The sequence below is a fragment of the Ignavibacteriales bacterium genome (genome assembly GCA_016214905.1).
GTDB lineage: Bacteria > Bacteroidota > Ignavibacteria > UBA10030 > SZUA-254 > PNNN01.
The window spans coordinates 1,071,162-1,085,802 of sequence record JACRMQ010000007.1 but is presented as its reverse complement, the minus strand read 5'-3'; the positions used below and the strand labels follow the sequence as shown (position 1 = coordinate 1,085,802).

Below are 14,641 nucleotides of genomic sequence, written 5' to 3'. Positions count from 1 at the left end.
TTATATCAATTTTCTTACTTTTTAGGTGGTAACCTAATAGAATCCTTTTTGCGACCACCAATATTTTAATAATGTTTACGTCACCTGCAAAACGGCAACACGTTTGTATTCACTCTCACCGGCTGATATACAATATCTGCGATAATGATTGTCGCAGCGGATATGGCGGTCACCATAACAATTGCTATCGATAGAACTATCATTTGGAACATTTTTTTCTTTTTCATTTTAATACTCATTTCTTCTTTCTTACCAGACAAACGGGATAACTTTGTATTTTCTTATCTTCTGAAATTCGCGGTAGGCATCGCCCAATTCAGCAACGAGAGTAATTTCTTCGACCCGGACGCGTACCGTATAAGCATAGATCATTGAGCAGAGAGCGAAGACGGCGGAAATGGGAGCTTCAAGAACTAACGCGCTACCGATGATTGCAACCATTGAGCCGAGATAACTTGGATGACGAACTACTTTATACGGACCGTGTTGAATAACCTTATGCCCTTTTACTATTTGAACTGTTGATGTGAAAAACATTTTGAGTGTTTCAATAGCCCAGATCCGGAATGCCATCCCGCCAACAACCATAACCACACCCGCAACGACCAGAAAATTATTTGCAATTATTGCCGGTGCTGGTTTGAAGTATGCCCACTCGATGATTGCAAGTATCTGACTTAAACCGCCTGCAAGGAGTATAACAAAAACGGAATTGCGGTCGGTATTTTTCTTTTCCTTTGCTTCGCTTATTTTTAACTCGGGCTGGGATATGAACATGAGAATACCGGTAAACATTAGGAGAACAATACGAAGATTATATAGAAGTGGTATGTTTCCAAGTAGCGGAATAACATATAAAAAGATCAGGACGGCGAGGGTTTTTAAGAGTTTTGACATTGTGAGTTCCTTTATAATTAAAATTGTTTGATTATTGATTACATAGAATAGTCGACTTGATACATAAAAGGTTACGCGGCTACGGTTTGGGTTTTTGGTCCGTTCAGGGGAACGGACTCTACGGCTGGTGCAAACACCGGCTTGCTCTTCATGTATGCACCGAGCGGAGGTAAATAATTCTCCGGCTCGGACGGATTGTAACATATACGACCGAACTTTTTGTAAACTTCCGCCATCTTGTAAACTTTTTCTTTCACCGAATCCGGCAAATTCATTGCTGCAAGAAGAAGAAGTGCACTGCTATCAGCTTCATCACATTGAAATTCAATCGTGCTGTCAAAAACGATCGCTCCAAATAAATTGTAAATATTTTTATGATTTGGACGACATGCCAAGATAGTCTTGTCAACATTATGAACAAGGAATGATGCAAATATTAATGCGATAAAGTTCGTTGCAATTTTCAACCCTCGAACAGAATTGTCTAATGACAATCTTCCTGCTTCTACAAGTTTTTCCCCTTGTAGCTTCATGTTAGCATAGTATTCTCGAATGTCGTTACGATACGGGCAATAGTTCATTACTGGAAATGGTTCCTTCGGTATTCGATTTACTTTCTCATAGATAGAAGGAATCGATTTGGCATGATCAAACAACTCATCACGAAATGTTCCCGGCTGATCTGTCACCATACGGATATAACCAACAGGTCGGGAACGGTCGCCGTCATGCTCGTACAATCCAAAGTGGTGTGAGTAAAGATCGTAGCAATCAAGATCAATACCAGCCTCATTCTCTGAAACAAATTTTTCCAATCGGCTTTCGCGGAATACGCGGTAACGTAGAAGAAGTAATGCCTTCAGTTCGTCGAAGTTATTAGGTTCTCGGAAGATGTAGTATTTGTTTTGCATTTTATGATTCCTTATAGTTTCTTTAGTTAATTTCTATATAATTGTCGACCGGGCTGAAGAAAGGTTACACGGCTAACTATGCAGCCATGAATATCGGGCGGCTCTCAATAAAACTATCGAGCGGCGCGTAAAACTGTTCGGGATTATTGGGGTAGTAACATATCCGACCCGTTGTATCGTATGCTTCTGCCATTTGAAGCACTCTATCCTTCACCGCATCCGGTAAGTATTCCGCTGAACCAGTAAGGCAAAAAAAGCGATAGTTATAAAGTTCTGTGTAGTAATCTACAGTGCCTTCAACCTGCCGGAATCCAAAACCAGAATAGAAACTTTTATGAAGCAGATGGCAAGTCATTAACGAAAACTCGACATCGTGGACAATAAACGAGGCGGATATTGCCGTGAGAAAATGATCTGCCATTTTATGTCCCCTGATGGATTTATCTAACGAAAATCGGCTTGCCTCAACAACTTTTTTTCCGCTCGATTGAACCTTTTCACAAAATTCTTTTATAACCTGACCATCAGGGCAGTATGAAATGATCGGGAATGGCTCGGCTGGTGTATCTGTTACTTTCCTGTACAATTCCTGTGATTCGCTTGCGATACTTATTATCTCATTGGCAAAAGGTCCGCGTTGATCTGTAATCATGCGTATGTAGCCAACAGGTCGCGAGATACCGTCGGAATGCTCAAAGAGACCGAAGTGAACGGAATTAACATCGTAGCAATCAAGGTCAATGCCTAAATCGTTTTCGGGAGAAAACATTGCCAATCGGCTCTCGCGATAAATACTGTAGCGTAGCAAAAGGAACTGTTTTAATTCGTTGGTTGATTCGAGTTGTCGGAATTCGTAGTATGTCTTTTGCATATTGGTTCTTTTTCGGTTGATTAAATAATGTTTTCTAAGTAGATAGTCTATGGTTTGAGGAAAAGGTTACAGGTAGTGCGGTTGTGTTCAGATCAGCTGAATAAGCCCTTAATTACCTTTAAAGCACCGTGTAATATTGGACCCAGTGCAATAATATAGCTTCCGCCGGGTGCGGCAATATTGTAGGTAACCACGGTAACGATGATTCCACCAATGAGCCACAGAAATCCAACCCCGATTTCATAGCCATCAATTGTAGTTGCTTCAGGCTGAAGATTATTATTTCGTTCATCATGGTTAATTCCATCTAAAGATATTGTCTCTTCTAAACTTGCTCCACATTGCGGGCATACATTATCATTTTCAAGCACTGATGTTCCGCAATCGGAGCATTCGTATTCGCGTTCTTCGCTGATTGAATTATTTTCGAAGATTTGATCTTGAACTTGCATCGGAGTCACCTTTCTTTGAGAGTATGGGTTAATTATTGTTACAGTATAGTCTCATACAGAAGGAAAAGGTTACAGTATAGAATCGTACTCTATGGAGGTATTAGAGAACAAAAAAGCCCTCAATAAGAGGGCTTTCACTAATCCACGAATAACTAATTACTTAAGGTTATTGGATAGTCGGATGGATATTAAAAAGGTTACATACGTTTTAACATATTGAGAGTCATAACAAAAAAGCCCGATCATCCCCTCTTTGACCGGGCTTCGAAGTATAATTATTTCAGTTTATTTTAGGAGTAGCAATTTTTTAATGTTGGTATAATTTCCTGCTTTCAACATGTATATATATGTTCCGGTTGAAAGCATACTGCCATCAAACTCTACCGACTTGTATCCTGCCGTTTGCTCACCGGATACCAGAGTTGTAACCTCCTCACCAAGGATGTTGTATACTTTCAGACTGACAAAAACATCCTGCGGTAACTGATACTTAATGGTCGTCACCGGATTGAAAGGATTAGGATAATTCTGGGATAGCTCGTACTTACTTGGTATTCCAGCATCTTTGTTGTCCTGTTCTAACGATCCATCCGGTGAAGGTGGAGGAACCTCACCTGATGACGATATTTTGATCATTGCTTTGGAATCGAGTGAAGCACTATTGAGAATCAGTTTCCCCGGCTGTATCATTTTGACCCAATATCCTTTGCCGGGTTCTAATGTCGATGCAGCAACATATTCCCCATTGTAATTATAAAATTGTGATGTGAGAAGACCAACCGGTTCCGATTGAATCGATTCGACACGAACCGGATCGCTTGGGCAGCCGATTAGATTCCACCCATTCGATACTGATATAGTATCGGATGTGCGGACAGAACCCGAGATGGTAATTGACTGAGTTGTTGGGAACTTAATCCAGTATCCCCGCCCTGCCAGAAGCGTATCACACACTTCGTACATTTGATTAAAACCATACGCATCTCCCATTGCCATCGGGAAGATTTCTGATTTTCTGGAATCAGGAACCGTTAATGGAACCGAGACCATGTTCCATCCGGCTTGAATCGCAACAACCTGAATGCCATTCATCCTTCCTGAAGTAATAACAGCGAGTTTTGCCTGTTCACTTGCTACCATTCCATAGTCGTTAACAATCAAGCACCTGTACATAGAGCCGCTATCGCTCCGTGATGCGGATTGGATTGAATATCTTGGAGAAGTTGCACCCGGAATATCCACGCCATTCTTCTGCCAGTGATACGTGAGTGGTGCCTCACCGATCACCTGAATAGAGAACGTAGCAGGATCACCTGCGGTGACTGTTCGGTCAACAGGATTGCGCGTAATGATCGGAGCAGTTCCGCCTGTTATACGTTTCAATGTTACCTCATCGAGATAAATTCTGCGATGTGAGCTTCCCGGTATTAAGAAATTAAGCATAGCACCAGTCACCATATTAGAACAATCCTTCGTTACGATGATTGTATCATACTTACGCCATTCTTTTCCGAGGTAGAATCTTATCGGAGCTACGAATGTTGCATGTGAGGATGTATCACTTGTAATGAATGTCACGAGTGTATCATATTCCTTTTCTGATCTCGCATAGTAACTGATGTTGTATGCCATATAGCTTTCGATCTGGATCCCACTTTGATAAAAAGTCGGTTTGGTTGAAGGATCGTTGACATCAATTTGTACTGCATATTTTCCCAGATATCCCGGACCTCTCATGGAAAATAGTAGTTTCGTCGAATCGCTGCTGTTCCACCCGATCTTCCCCTGTTCAAATCCGGAATTAATCACTAAGTTTCCAACTATTGTTAAAGCAGTAGACCGTGTGGAGGTTTTTCCGTACTGATTGGACAAAATGCAGCGATATTTTGCTCCTGACTCCGAAATATCGAGCGCGTTCATAGTGAGGTTTGGTGATGTTTCACCAGTGATCGGGGTGTCATTTCTCAGCCACTGATATGATATAGGCGGAACCCCAACAACATTCGCAGCGAATGCAACAGACATCCCTTCAAATATCTTTTGATCTGTCGGTTGTAGCGTTACAAATGGAATTCTCTTATCAATTACCTCCCATCGGACATCGTCCAGATACACAGTGCTGTGAGATGCGAATTTGAACGCAAAGTTAATACATGCATCGCCCACAGTTTTCAAAAGATTCGTAGTCGTAAGGATTGTATCAAATTGTTGCCAAACATTCCGTAACGGAATAACGGTGAAAGGAACGGAATATTTAACATTCGGTGAACTTTCAGAAGATACAAAGAATTGAACTGTATCCCGTTCATGAGCTGCCATTGCGTGAAATCGTACCCGAAATTTCGTAACCGGTCCCAAACCGAATCTATTTTGGAATAATCGCACATCCTTACCTGTTTGGACAACGTTCACAGCAGCGGCAAAATTTTGATCGAAATTGTGAATATCAAATGCACCATTGACTGTATCACTGAGGAACCAATGCATTTTACCGAATTGGAAATCAGAATTTTGAATTAGATTCGCTGAAATCACATGCATCATAACCGTTTTACTTGAAGTGCTACCCCTTGCATTCCGTACGATGCACCGAATGCGAGCACCGCTATCGGCGAAAACTGCACGAGGGAGTGTCACACTCGAACCGTTACCACCCTCAATCGGGAATCCATTTTTCAACCATTGATAGGTCATCGGAGTTGCAGAGGTAGCAGTGATGGAAAATGTTGCCCATGATCCATCGATGATATATTGATCCTGCGGTTGCACAGTGATGGAAGGTGTTCCATCAACAACGCGGGTGAATTCGATATTATCGAAGTATAGACTATCACCGATTTTCGAGTGATCATGAGAATTACCGCCAAAGTCGATCATCAGTCGGCTATTGTCAATCATGCCACTAAAATTCTTAGACATAAGAACCGTATCAATACATTGCCATTCTGGAGTTACTGCGATAGTGATTGAATCACAATACAGCGTCCATGGGGATGAATCTTTTATTATCTTAATTCGAACCGTGTCAATATTTGTCGACGATTTCCCGGCTACTCGTAATCGGTATTGAGTCGATGGATCAAGACCGAAACTTTCCTGATATAATGATCTGGTTTGATTCGGTTTAAATGGAATGCAGAGTGAGCTATCCTGTTCATACCCAGCGGATGCAAAAAGAACATCGCCGGCAGTAAACCAATCAGTAATTCCAGATTCAAAACCTGAATTGAAAATTAGATTCGTCGATGGGATTCGAGGAATTACGCGCAGTATACACTCGCTACTAATCGCAGTGCCATACGGATTCTTTACTATACATCTGTATCGAGTGCCGCTATCGGAGACTGCTGACATCGGTGTGGTGAAACTCGGACTGGTTGCATCTGGAATATCTACACAATTTTTTTGCCATTGATATGTCAGTATCGGATCACCGGATGCTGAGATATAGAATGTGACCGGTTGACCAGCAGGGACTGTAATCGCACGTTTGGGTTGAAGTGTTATTGATGGCGGGAAGAGAACAGTGCACACGGCACTATTACTCACAACACTTCCCGTACAGTTTGAGACAATACAGCGGAAGGTAGTACCATTGTCTGAATCCCATACAGACTTTATAGTATATGTTGGTTCATTTGCACCAAATATACTGACACCGTCTTTTTGCCATTGGAATCGGATTCGACTTCCCGAGGCAGAAATACTGAAAGTTGCAGGCGTTCCTTTGATGGCAGACACATCACTAGGCTGACGTGATATTGAAGGAGCAATAGTATTGGATAAGCAAAGTGGAAAATTGTAATGATGTAACTGTGCCATATTACCACCAAGACCTATACTGGCAACAAGGACATGTAGCTGTCCAAACATATTGGGTGCTCCTTTTTTATCGATATCCCATATCGTGAGACCTTGTGGCTGATCCGAATGAGACTCGAATGCCCCACAACCAAAATCGTATGTTAGATCAAAACAATCGGTCCATGGATGACCACAATCGGATACACCAGGCGATTCATAGCAACGATTGACGGAATGTTTGATCCTTCGAAAACTTTTAGTATCCCAATTACCTGTGTCAAAAATGTTAATTCCATCATTAGGATGACCGGCATCAGATGCCCCCTGACCCTTGCAACTTCCACGTCCATTACTGAGATAGAGAAAGTCACCGCTTGGTGTGAATTCTCCACCCTGCATATTATGCATATCAAGTAGAGAATCTGAATTTGAAATACCATCAGTTAATTGATATGTTGCTTTCCAATAAACAGGTAGGGTTGCCTGGTATCCTGTTGACCTGAGCCTTCCCCACGATATTTGATAACGAAACACAATACTCGTGCTGTCATTGGAAGTATAAAGATCACCCGAATTAGGATTGACTGCACACCAACCAATATCCTTCTGGGATTTACCTGGTTCACCAGGAAGAACCACTATACCAGCTATTGTCAAACTAGATGCACGAAATATAATAATTGCCGGAGATGGTTTACTGGGACTCGTAACTGGAACAGTCAGATAATCGACACCATCATATTGATAATGATCCAAATCTCCCCAATGGATATAACCACTCAACGGATCATTGCCATTCCACAAAGGAGAAAGTTGATATAAATTTACTGATGTAACATTGGGATTTGTAAAAACATTTTCGTTTAGATCCTCAGTCACAGGAATTTTCCATAAATAGCAATTATCAATATCTTGATCAATCATCCCCGAACGATCCGTAGCGGTAATATACCAGTTTGCATCATCGTGAGTTATACCTTGTACTTCTAATTGGTCCTCTCCCCAGCTAACCGGTCCATCCGGATAAACATTAAGCCAACGGTATTCCCCCGTGCAAGGAATTTGATTAGTTGTTTGACAAAATCCATCGGTTAAAAAAATTGCATTAAACAAAATTACCAACACCAAAATGCTGAACATTTTGCTTTGTATACATTTCATTTTAAATGATTTAAATCTATACATATAATTATCCTCTGCGATGAATTGATGCTACCAACAGAATTGTCATCGCTGCTCATCCGTGGTATTTGAATTTTAGAATTAGATGAATTATTAGTTTCATTTAATAGTCTTTTGGTGTAGGAAAAGGTTACAGAAACAAAAAAGCCCTCGTAGCAGAGGGCTTCTAAATAGTATTTTAAGAGTCGATAATTTAGGTAGGCATTAGTCCGATGCAAGTGTTAAATCCCAACGAACAGATGATGCATCAATAACCCTATACCTCCTACTTGGAAAAACATGGTATGGACCATCCCATCGACACGACCAAGCGTTGCTTACCCAAATACATTCCCAGATAGTAAGATCTACTCCACTTGACACTGGAATTTGGCAATATCCGTTTTTTTGTATTTCGTAAGTTACTCCTTTGACAGACACTGAGACACTGCCTGTCAAAGCTGATGCGTGACGAACTTGAACATACATTTGAACTATATTGATGTAATTTAACTTTGTCACCACATTGCTCCCACCAGTGTTACTTACATTCAAAGAAACCGTATAAGCACCAGTTTTTGAATATACATGTATCGGGTTTTGTTCATTCGAGGTTGAACCATCTCCGAATGACCACTCCCAAGCTGTCGGTTCACCAGTAGAGCGATCCTCGAATCTAATAGCTCCTCCAGTATACGTCGATGTCAGATTTGCAACAAAAGCAGCAACAGGGGGAGATTGTTTTGAACCGACGGTCGGTTCTGATGGATTGTTTTTTTTGCATCCACTCAGCGCAATAACTGCTATAGCGATGATAATTGTGAATTGAAAAATTAATGCGAAAGTGCGTTTAGCATCAACTATCTTAAAAGACAAATGTTTTAACATAATGGTATCCTTCTTGGAGATTTTTAGATTTACTTCCTGCATATTTCTCCAAAGCATATTCAAGAAGTGTAAGAAGATAAAATAATTGAATTATGTTCCTTTAATGGTCGCCTCGGAGAATAAAAGGTTACATAGGATACGACATGCTGCTTGACAAATAGAAATGCCTGGGATTATTTGTCTCAGGCATTCGGTATTTATTGAACAATTTTTCTTAATTGCCGGTACCGGCATCCGATTCAAGCGTAACTGAACCGTATGGGCTATTTGTTTCGGCTTCCCTTGTTTCACCTGCGGCTATTCCGAACAACCCACCACCTTCATCTTTCAATCGCACCTTTAGGTATCCTCCTGATGTTTGTTTTTGGACAAAACACCAGGCTTTTACATCGTCACTAACATTAATTGTTTGGTTTCCGGATCCATCAACCGTCCTCGAACTGCCACTGTTCTTTGAACCTGTTCCAAATTGACCGTGCCAACTTGTGTTCGACGAAATTTCGGCTTTCCACTTATGAGAACATCCTGCAAGTACTATAGCAGAGAACACAACAATCGATATAACAGATATTTTAGACATTATAAATTCCTTTCGAATTAATAAAATGAGTTTAATTTAAAATTTTGTTTAATATGTATATTCATTACTATGATCTCACTGTACAGGTGTGCATGTTAGATACCAGGTCTGACATTGAGATACATTCACATACGAAGGGCTATATGCATCCCGCGTTGTATTGAAATACTTAATCGACACGACATGAGAACCAACACCAGTGCTCTTATTTGATGACTGCCCGGGTTTAACGGTAAATATTTTTGATCCATCCAGCCAAACATCAAATTTATATAATGAGGAAATATTCCTAACCTCAATGCATCCGGTATTATCTTTCTCGCATGCAGATTCCCCAGAATCAACACCTTTTTCACATGAAGTAAGCAACACCGAGCTAATAACTATCGAGAGGCAAATCCAAAACATCCACACTGGGTGATTGAGATTCAATCTTTTTGAACAAGAAGATTTTAAGATTGCTTTCATACTTTATTCCTTATAATTTTGAATATTTATGAATTACAATCAATAGTTGCTTCTTTCAATAAAAGGTTACAACAAGGAAGATGTAAGCTTAAGTGGATGGAGGATTTTATCAACCAAGCCCTGAAATTCAGAGTAATAGCGAGACTATTTCACTAATAAAGAATCTAAGTAGCCGTATTAACTATTGACTATTCCCGATAAGTATAAACGGAGCCCAATAGTATGGATGGGAGTATTTCTGATGGAGTGAATTTGCTGAGCTTTGGGATTGATTTTCTGATTTTGCAATATTGCCATTAAGTAAGAATAGCTGAGCATTTTGTAAAGCTTCTGCTATAGATAGTTTATTATTTTCATATTTGAATCGATAAAAATGTTTCATCAATTCGGCTGTGCTATTATCCTGCACGGGCCATAAAGTAGCCAAGATAACTTTTGCTCCCTGACGTTGCGCGAGTGTGGCAAAGTTTTCAACCTCCCCACCGTTTGCAGAAGTTCCCATGGCAGTATTGCACGCAGAGAGAGTGAAGAGATCGACACCTGAGAATACTTTGGGTAGATTCTTAAATTCTTGCATCGTCAGAATTGAACCGTCTCCGAGCAATAAAAATGAATTTGTGAAATCACCGGGTGCAAGTTTGAAATGACTTGCAACATGGACTATCGGTGCAGGATTTCTTAGGTCGCTCAGCATTGTATTAAGCGTGAATTTCTCATCAAGTTTCACATATCCGGGGATAAATCCGTTTCCGGTCGAATTATGTTTGCCCTTTACTATCCCGGCAAGTTCATCATACACAGATGGTAGCGAGCGGAATTCACCGTGGGGTTTCGAGACTCCAAATCCAAGTATTTCCCATTGTTTATGCTCTTTATCGAGAAGCCACCCAATATTTCTTGGGATGATAATGATATTCCGATATAGATCAACCATAAAATTTTTTCCATTATGGAGAGCGGAGATAGGAACATAACGTAATTTACCATCAAGTGACCAGAGAATTTCGTCTGCATTCATCCGTTTGAGATCTGCTTCAAATGGTCTGATAATCAGATCGTACATCTTTTTCGCCATTGGAACCGGATCTTGTTTGGGATCGCGGAGTTGAGATATAAATAAATCTATATCTTTATTAAGGAGGTTTGAACTGACAGAGACTCCTTTCCATTTATTTACTTCACCTGTCATTAGAATTAAATTGAGTTTTGACTCTTCCATTATCGTATAGATTGCAACGGTGCGGGGTCCTAATTTTCTGAGGACTTCAACCAGGTTTTCGGTTTCTCTGAGATCTTTTATTTTGGGCATTTGCTCAGGAGAAGAGGATAATTTATCTTCCAATTCATCGAGAAACATATTGTATTTCTCATTTGAGCGTCTAATCCTGTCAAGCAAAAGATAATATCTTTTATTTTGTTCATCATTTAGCAAAGATTTGGTACGAAGCTGATAAAACTCCAAGCTATAGGAAGCTAGACTATCTAATATATTATTAATATTCTCTGATTGATTATTTTCCAATTGAGAAAAAACTGCTTGCAAGTTAAGTGATATAGTATCCTGAGCTTCACCGCGAATATACTCAAAATACTCTTCCTCTTTTAGCATATTCATTATTTGCTGCGCTTCGGGATAACGACTTTGTTTTATCAACAACTCAGCAAGTTCCCGGTAGACATTTTCTTTCGATCTGAGATAATCATGCTGCAGGTCTTTATCAAGAGATTTAATGCTGGCTCTAATTAATTGGAGAATATTGACAGCACTCTTTCCATATATGATTGCCGTTGAAGGTTTGCGAGATTTGATGAAGGCACGCATCATTTGATAATAGACCATGCCTTCCCGTTCCGGTGTTCCGAGCTTACGAAAAATAAACGCTGCTTTATTAAGATTGTCGATTGCTTTTTCAGGATACCCGGAATTCAAAAATATCATTCCAAGTTTATAATATGCGGCACCCTCATCTTGCTTCTGCCCGAGACGTAAAGAAATAGAAAGAGCTGAATCAGCATATTTTGCCGCATCTGAATATTTTTGCTGAGCATTCAGGACCAGAGAAATCAATCCTTGCGCGTATCCGATATATGCATCATATTCCAATATGCGTGAGATATTCAATGCTCTCGCAAGTGAATTCAAGGCATTGCTGTAATCTTTCAGATTATAATAATCATAACCTATATTCATTAAAACTCCTGCTAATATTGAGGAGTCTTTATATTTTCCCCAGAGATACAAAGCGTTTGAATGAATCTCCAACGCTTTATCGTATTGCCCTAGAAAAGAGAAATTTAAACCTTTAGTAGTCAGAGGATTAACAAAATTAGAATCGTCATGAAGGATATTCAATAAGTAAAGTGATGAATCAAGATAAGAATTTGATAAAGCATATTGATTCATTTGTTGATAAATGTAGCCAAGATTGTTATAGGATGCTGCCATTGATAATGTGTCATGAAGAATTTTTTGCGTTTCGAGAGATTTGTGGTGAAATATTCTCGAAGAATCAAATTGATTTAAGTTTGCATATACAAATCCTAAATTTGAATAAATATCAGCGCTATTTGTTCTATCGCCAACTTTCAAATATATAGACAAAGCAGAATTGTAATAGTTTTTTGCAGAAAGGTAATTGCTTAATGAATCTTCAATTTGTGCTAATGAATCAAGTCGGATTGCTTCGTACCTTAATTTTAGAGTAGTATCATTCTTGCAACTTTGCAGGAGGATTGTTATGAAACATAACAATCCAAAATGGTAGAACGGCTTAATTATTTTGTCATAAGTATAGTTCATGGTTAATTCTAGATTATGATAATGATGAGATCTACATGCTAAATATGTTTTCTCAAATTGCCAAAATCATATAGAGAATATACAGTGAAAGAAGTGAAAAATCAACATTTCAATTGGAGATTTTCGACTAAATGAAGGCGAATTAAGTAATTTGACAATATGTCTCAATTTTATAATATTAGTGGTCGAAATAAACAATGACAATTGCTAAATATCACTATGCGAGATATAGAACTGATAAACGAATTCTGTGCATACCTGGATCGAAAGGGACCATCAACAACATACAAAAAAGTTGTGGGATGGATTCAAGAAGGTTTCAATTTTTATTCGTATAAATTGAAGCAAGTCAACCTTCTCGCGACTGAATCAATAAAAAAAATAGTCGAACCGCTTGTATCGGAAGCACTATGGAAGACCTTATGTATTTCAAAAACATTCCGGGGTGAATCGAGTTTAGAAACATTTGTGTGGGGCGTAACACTTAAAAAAATGCTTGACGTGCGGAAATCAGAAATTTCATATTTGAAACATTATAATGACGTTTATTACGATGAGCATAGCGAGAATGATGATGATTCTCAAAATAGATCATCTGCAATATTTCAAGACAAAGAATCCTTGAATCCGCACGAAGAGCTTGAGTTGCGCGAAAACGTATTAATGATCGAGCAGGTTATGCGCGAATTCAGTCAACAAGATCAGGAATTACTTAATTATGCCCTCATCGACAAATTACCGAGAGAAGAAATCGCTATAAAAATGGGAATGAGCATTCCTAACGTCAAAACCACTATTTCACGAAAAAGAAGTAAGATAAAAGAAAGAATTAAAGAAGTTTTTGATGTAACCATTTAAAATATTTGGCGACTATATACTAGATCTATGAAAATCGAGAACAAAAATATGAGAAGACATGAAGACAGAAGAGATATTTGAACTTATTCCTTTCTATTTGGCAGGAACATTAAGTAAAGAAGAAAAAGAAGAGTTTGAAGCAGAACTCAGGTTAAATGAAGAATTAAAGAAAGAAATTTCATTTTGGAGAAAAGTGAAATCGGCTGCAATCCTTCACAATAAGCACAAAGAGCACGCATCAACAGATGAAATCGCCTTATATATTAATGGTGAATTAAGTGAAGATAGTAATCAGTGGAAAAGAATTGAAAACCATTTAGCCACTTGTGATATTTGCAGGGATGAAGCAATAATCCTAAAAAAGTATTATCCAAAAGATGGTTTCGTGAGAAAAATGATTTCGATTTTAGAAAATAGTGCGACCGAATTCTTTGAACATTCTGGTGAATTGTTCAAATCTCTCTGGCAAAAGCCAATGAGGTTGGTATATGTGAGTGCTTCGTTGATTATAATTACAGTTGGTATTCTTTATTTACCTTCCCTAATGAAAACATCCACAGGAACTGGTGAAATCAGAATATCATATTTATCAGTGAATAGAGGAGATGAAGATCAGTATGCCGAATATACCATATCGGCCAAAGACACTGCTATAGATTTTATAATTTCGATTCCTTATGATTCAGCATCATCGAATAACTATTCATACCGGCTGGATGGAGATTCGGGGAAAACGACTTTGCTAAGCGATGTCATTATCCCATCAGGACAAAAACCAAATGAAATGGTTTTTCTGAAAATAAATTTATCGAGTACTATCTTCCGAACAAATGGGCCATTTATAATGAGAATATTTGATAAACTTGATAATGGAATAGAAAAAATTTATGACTACCCATTTATTATTAGATTTGAATGAAGTTATTCAGAAATTTGGTAAATAATTTGATT

At 38.9% G+C, this 14,641-nt stretch carries 12 protein-coding genes; 2 read left to right on the top strand and 10 right to left on the bottom strand.

The window, feature by feature from the left end:
* Positions 1–80: 80 nt before the first annotated feature.
* The 10 genes from HZB59_11715 to HZB59_11670 form a co-directional block, all read right to left on the bottom strand.
* The gene (locus tag HZB59_11715; GenBank protein ID MBI5022093.1) at positions 81–227 is read right to left on the bottom strand and encodes a hypothetical protein; all 147 of its coding nucleotides are present in this window, start codon (positions 225–227) and stop codon (positions 81–83) included.
* Positions 228–249: 22 nt separating this feature from the next.
* The gene (locus tag HZB59_11710; protein ID MBI5022092.1) at positions 250–897 is read right to left on the bottom strand and encodes an isoprenylcysteine carboxylmethyltransferase family protein; all 648 of its coding nucleotides are present in this window, start codon (positions 895–897) and stop codon (positions 250–252) included.
* A 71-nt stretch (positions 898–968) separates the two neighbouring features.
* Positions 969–1,808 carry a GNAT family N-acetyltransferase gene (locus HZB59_11705; protein ID MBI5022091.1) on the bottom strand — a complete coding sequence of 280 codons (840 nt, stop codon included), beginning with the start codon at positions 1,806–1,808 and terminating at the stop codon, positions 969–971.
* A gap of 76 nt (positions 1,809–1,884) precedes the next feature.
* Positions 1,885–2,679: a GNAT family N-acetyltransferase gene (locus tag HZB59_11700; GenBank protein ID MBI5022090.1), complete on the bottom strand. Its 795-nt coding sequence runs from the start codon at positions 2,677–2,679 to the stop codon at positions 1,885–1,887.
* A 92-nt stretch (positions 2,680–2,771) separates the two neighbouring features.
* A complete protein-coding gene (locus HZB59_11695; GenBank protein ID MBI5022089.1) occupies positions 2,772–3,131 on the bottom strand; it encodes a zinc ribbon domain-containing protein in 360 nt (119 codons plus the stop codon).
* Positions 3,132–3,416: 285 nt separating this feature from the next.
* Entirely contained in the window at positions 3,417–8,096 is a 4,680-nt protein-coding gene (locus HZB59_11690) for a T9SS type A sorting domain-containing protein (protein ID MBI5022088.1), read from the bottom strand.
* A gap of 225 nt (positions 8,097–8,321) precedes the next feature.
* Complete coding sequence (locus HZB59_11685; GenBank protein ID MBI5022087.1) at positions 8,322–8,984, bottom strand: PKD domain-containing protein; 663 nt, start codon at positions 8,982–8,984, stop codon at positions 8,322–8,324.
* Positions 8,985–9,198: 214 nt separating this feature from the next.
* Positions 9,199–9,564 (bottom strand): hypothetical protein, encoded by a 366-nt coding sequence (locus HZB59_11680; GenBank protein ID MBI5022086.1) that lies wholly within the window; start codon positions 9,562–9,564, stop codon positions 9,199–9,201.
* A gap of 75 nt (positions 9,565–9,639) precedes the next feature.
* Positions 9,640–10,032, bottom strand: a complete 393-nt coding sequence (locus HZB59_11675; protein MBI5022085.1) for a hypothetical protein — start codon at positions 10,030–10,032, stop codon at positions 9,640–9,642.
* A gap of 181 nt (positions 10,033–10,213) precedes the next feature.
* A complete protein-coding gene (locus HZB59_11670; protein MBI5022084.1) occupies positions 10,214–12,832 on the bottom strand; it encodes a CHAT domain-containing protein in 2,619 nt (872 codons plus the stop codon).
* 219 nt (positions 12,833–13,051) lie between these two features.
* Between HZB59_11670 and HZB59_11665 the strand changes: the two genes are divergently transcribed.
* A complete protein-coding gene (locus tag HZB59_11665) occupies positions 13,052–13,690 on the top strand; it encodes a sigma-70 family RNA polymerase sigma factor (GenBank protein ID MBI5022083.1) in 639 nt (212 codons plus the stop codon).
* A gap of 58 nt (positions 13,691–13,748) precedes the next feature.
* On the top strand, positions 13,749–14,609 hold the full coding sequence (locus HZB59_11660) for a zf-HC2 domain-containing protein (GenBank protein MBI5022082.1): 861 nt from the start codon (positions 13,749–13,751) through the stop codon (positions 14,607–14,609).
* Positions 14,610–14,641: the final 32 nt, after the last annotated feature.

Coding starts and splice junctions, on each gene's coding strand:
- HZB59_11715 (MBI5022093.1), bottom strand. CDS start 227: ATGAAAAAGAAAAAAATGTTCCAAATGATAGTTCTATCGATAGCAATT.
- HZB59_11710 (MBI5022092.1), bottom strand. CDS start 897: ATGTCAAAACTCTTAAAAACCCTCGCCGTCCTGATCTTTTTATATGTT.
- HZB59_11705 (MBI5022091.1), bottom strand. CDS start 1,808: ATGCAAAACAAATACTACATCTTCCGAGAACCTAATAACTTCGACGAA.
- HZB59_11700 (MBI5022090.1), bottom strand. CDS start 2,679: ATGCAAAAGACATACTACGAATTCCGACAACTCGAATCAACCAACGAA.
- HZB59_11695 (MBI5022089.1), bottom strand. CDS start 3,131: ATGCAAGTTCAAGATCAAATCTTCGAAAATAATTCAATCAGCGAAGAA.
- HZB59_11690 (MBI5022088.1), bottom strand. CDS start 8,096: ATGAAATGTATACAAAGCAAAATGTTCAGCATTTTGGTGTTGGTAATT.
- HZB59_11685 (MBI5022087.1), bottom strand. CDS start 8,984: ATGTTAAAACATTTGTCTTTTAAGATAGTTGATGCTAAACGCACTTTC.
- HZB59_11680 (MBI5022086.1), bottom strand. CDS start 9,564: ATGTCTAAAATATCTGTTATATCGATTGTTGTGTTCTCTGCTATAGTA.
- HZB59_11675 (MBI5022085.1), bottom strand. CDS start 10,032: ATGAAAGCAATCTTAAAATCTTCTTGTTCAAAAAGATTGAATCTCAAT.
- HZB59_11670 (MBI5022084.1), bottom strand. CDS start 12,832: ATGAACTATACTTATGACAAAATAATTAAGCCGTTCTACCATTTTGGA.
- HZB59_11665 (MBI5022083.1), top strand. CDS start 13,052: ATGCGAGATATAGAACTGATAAACGAATTCTGTGCATACCTGGATCGA.
- HZB59_11660 (MBI5022082.1), top strand. CDS start 13,749: ATGAAGACAGAAGAGATATTTGAACTTATTCCTTTCTATTTGGCAGGA.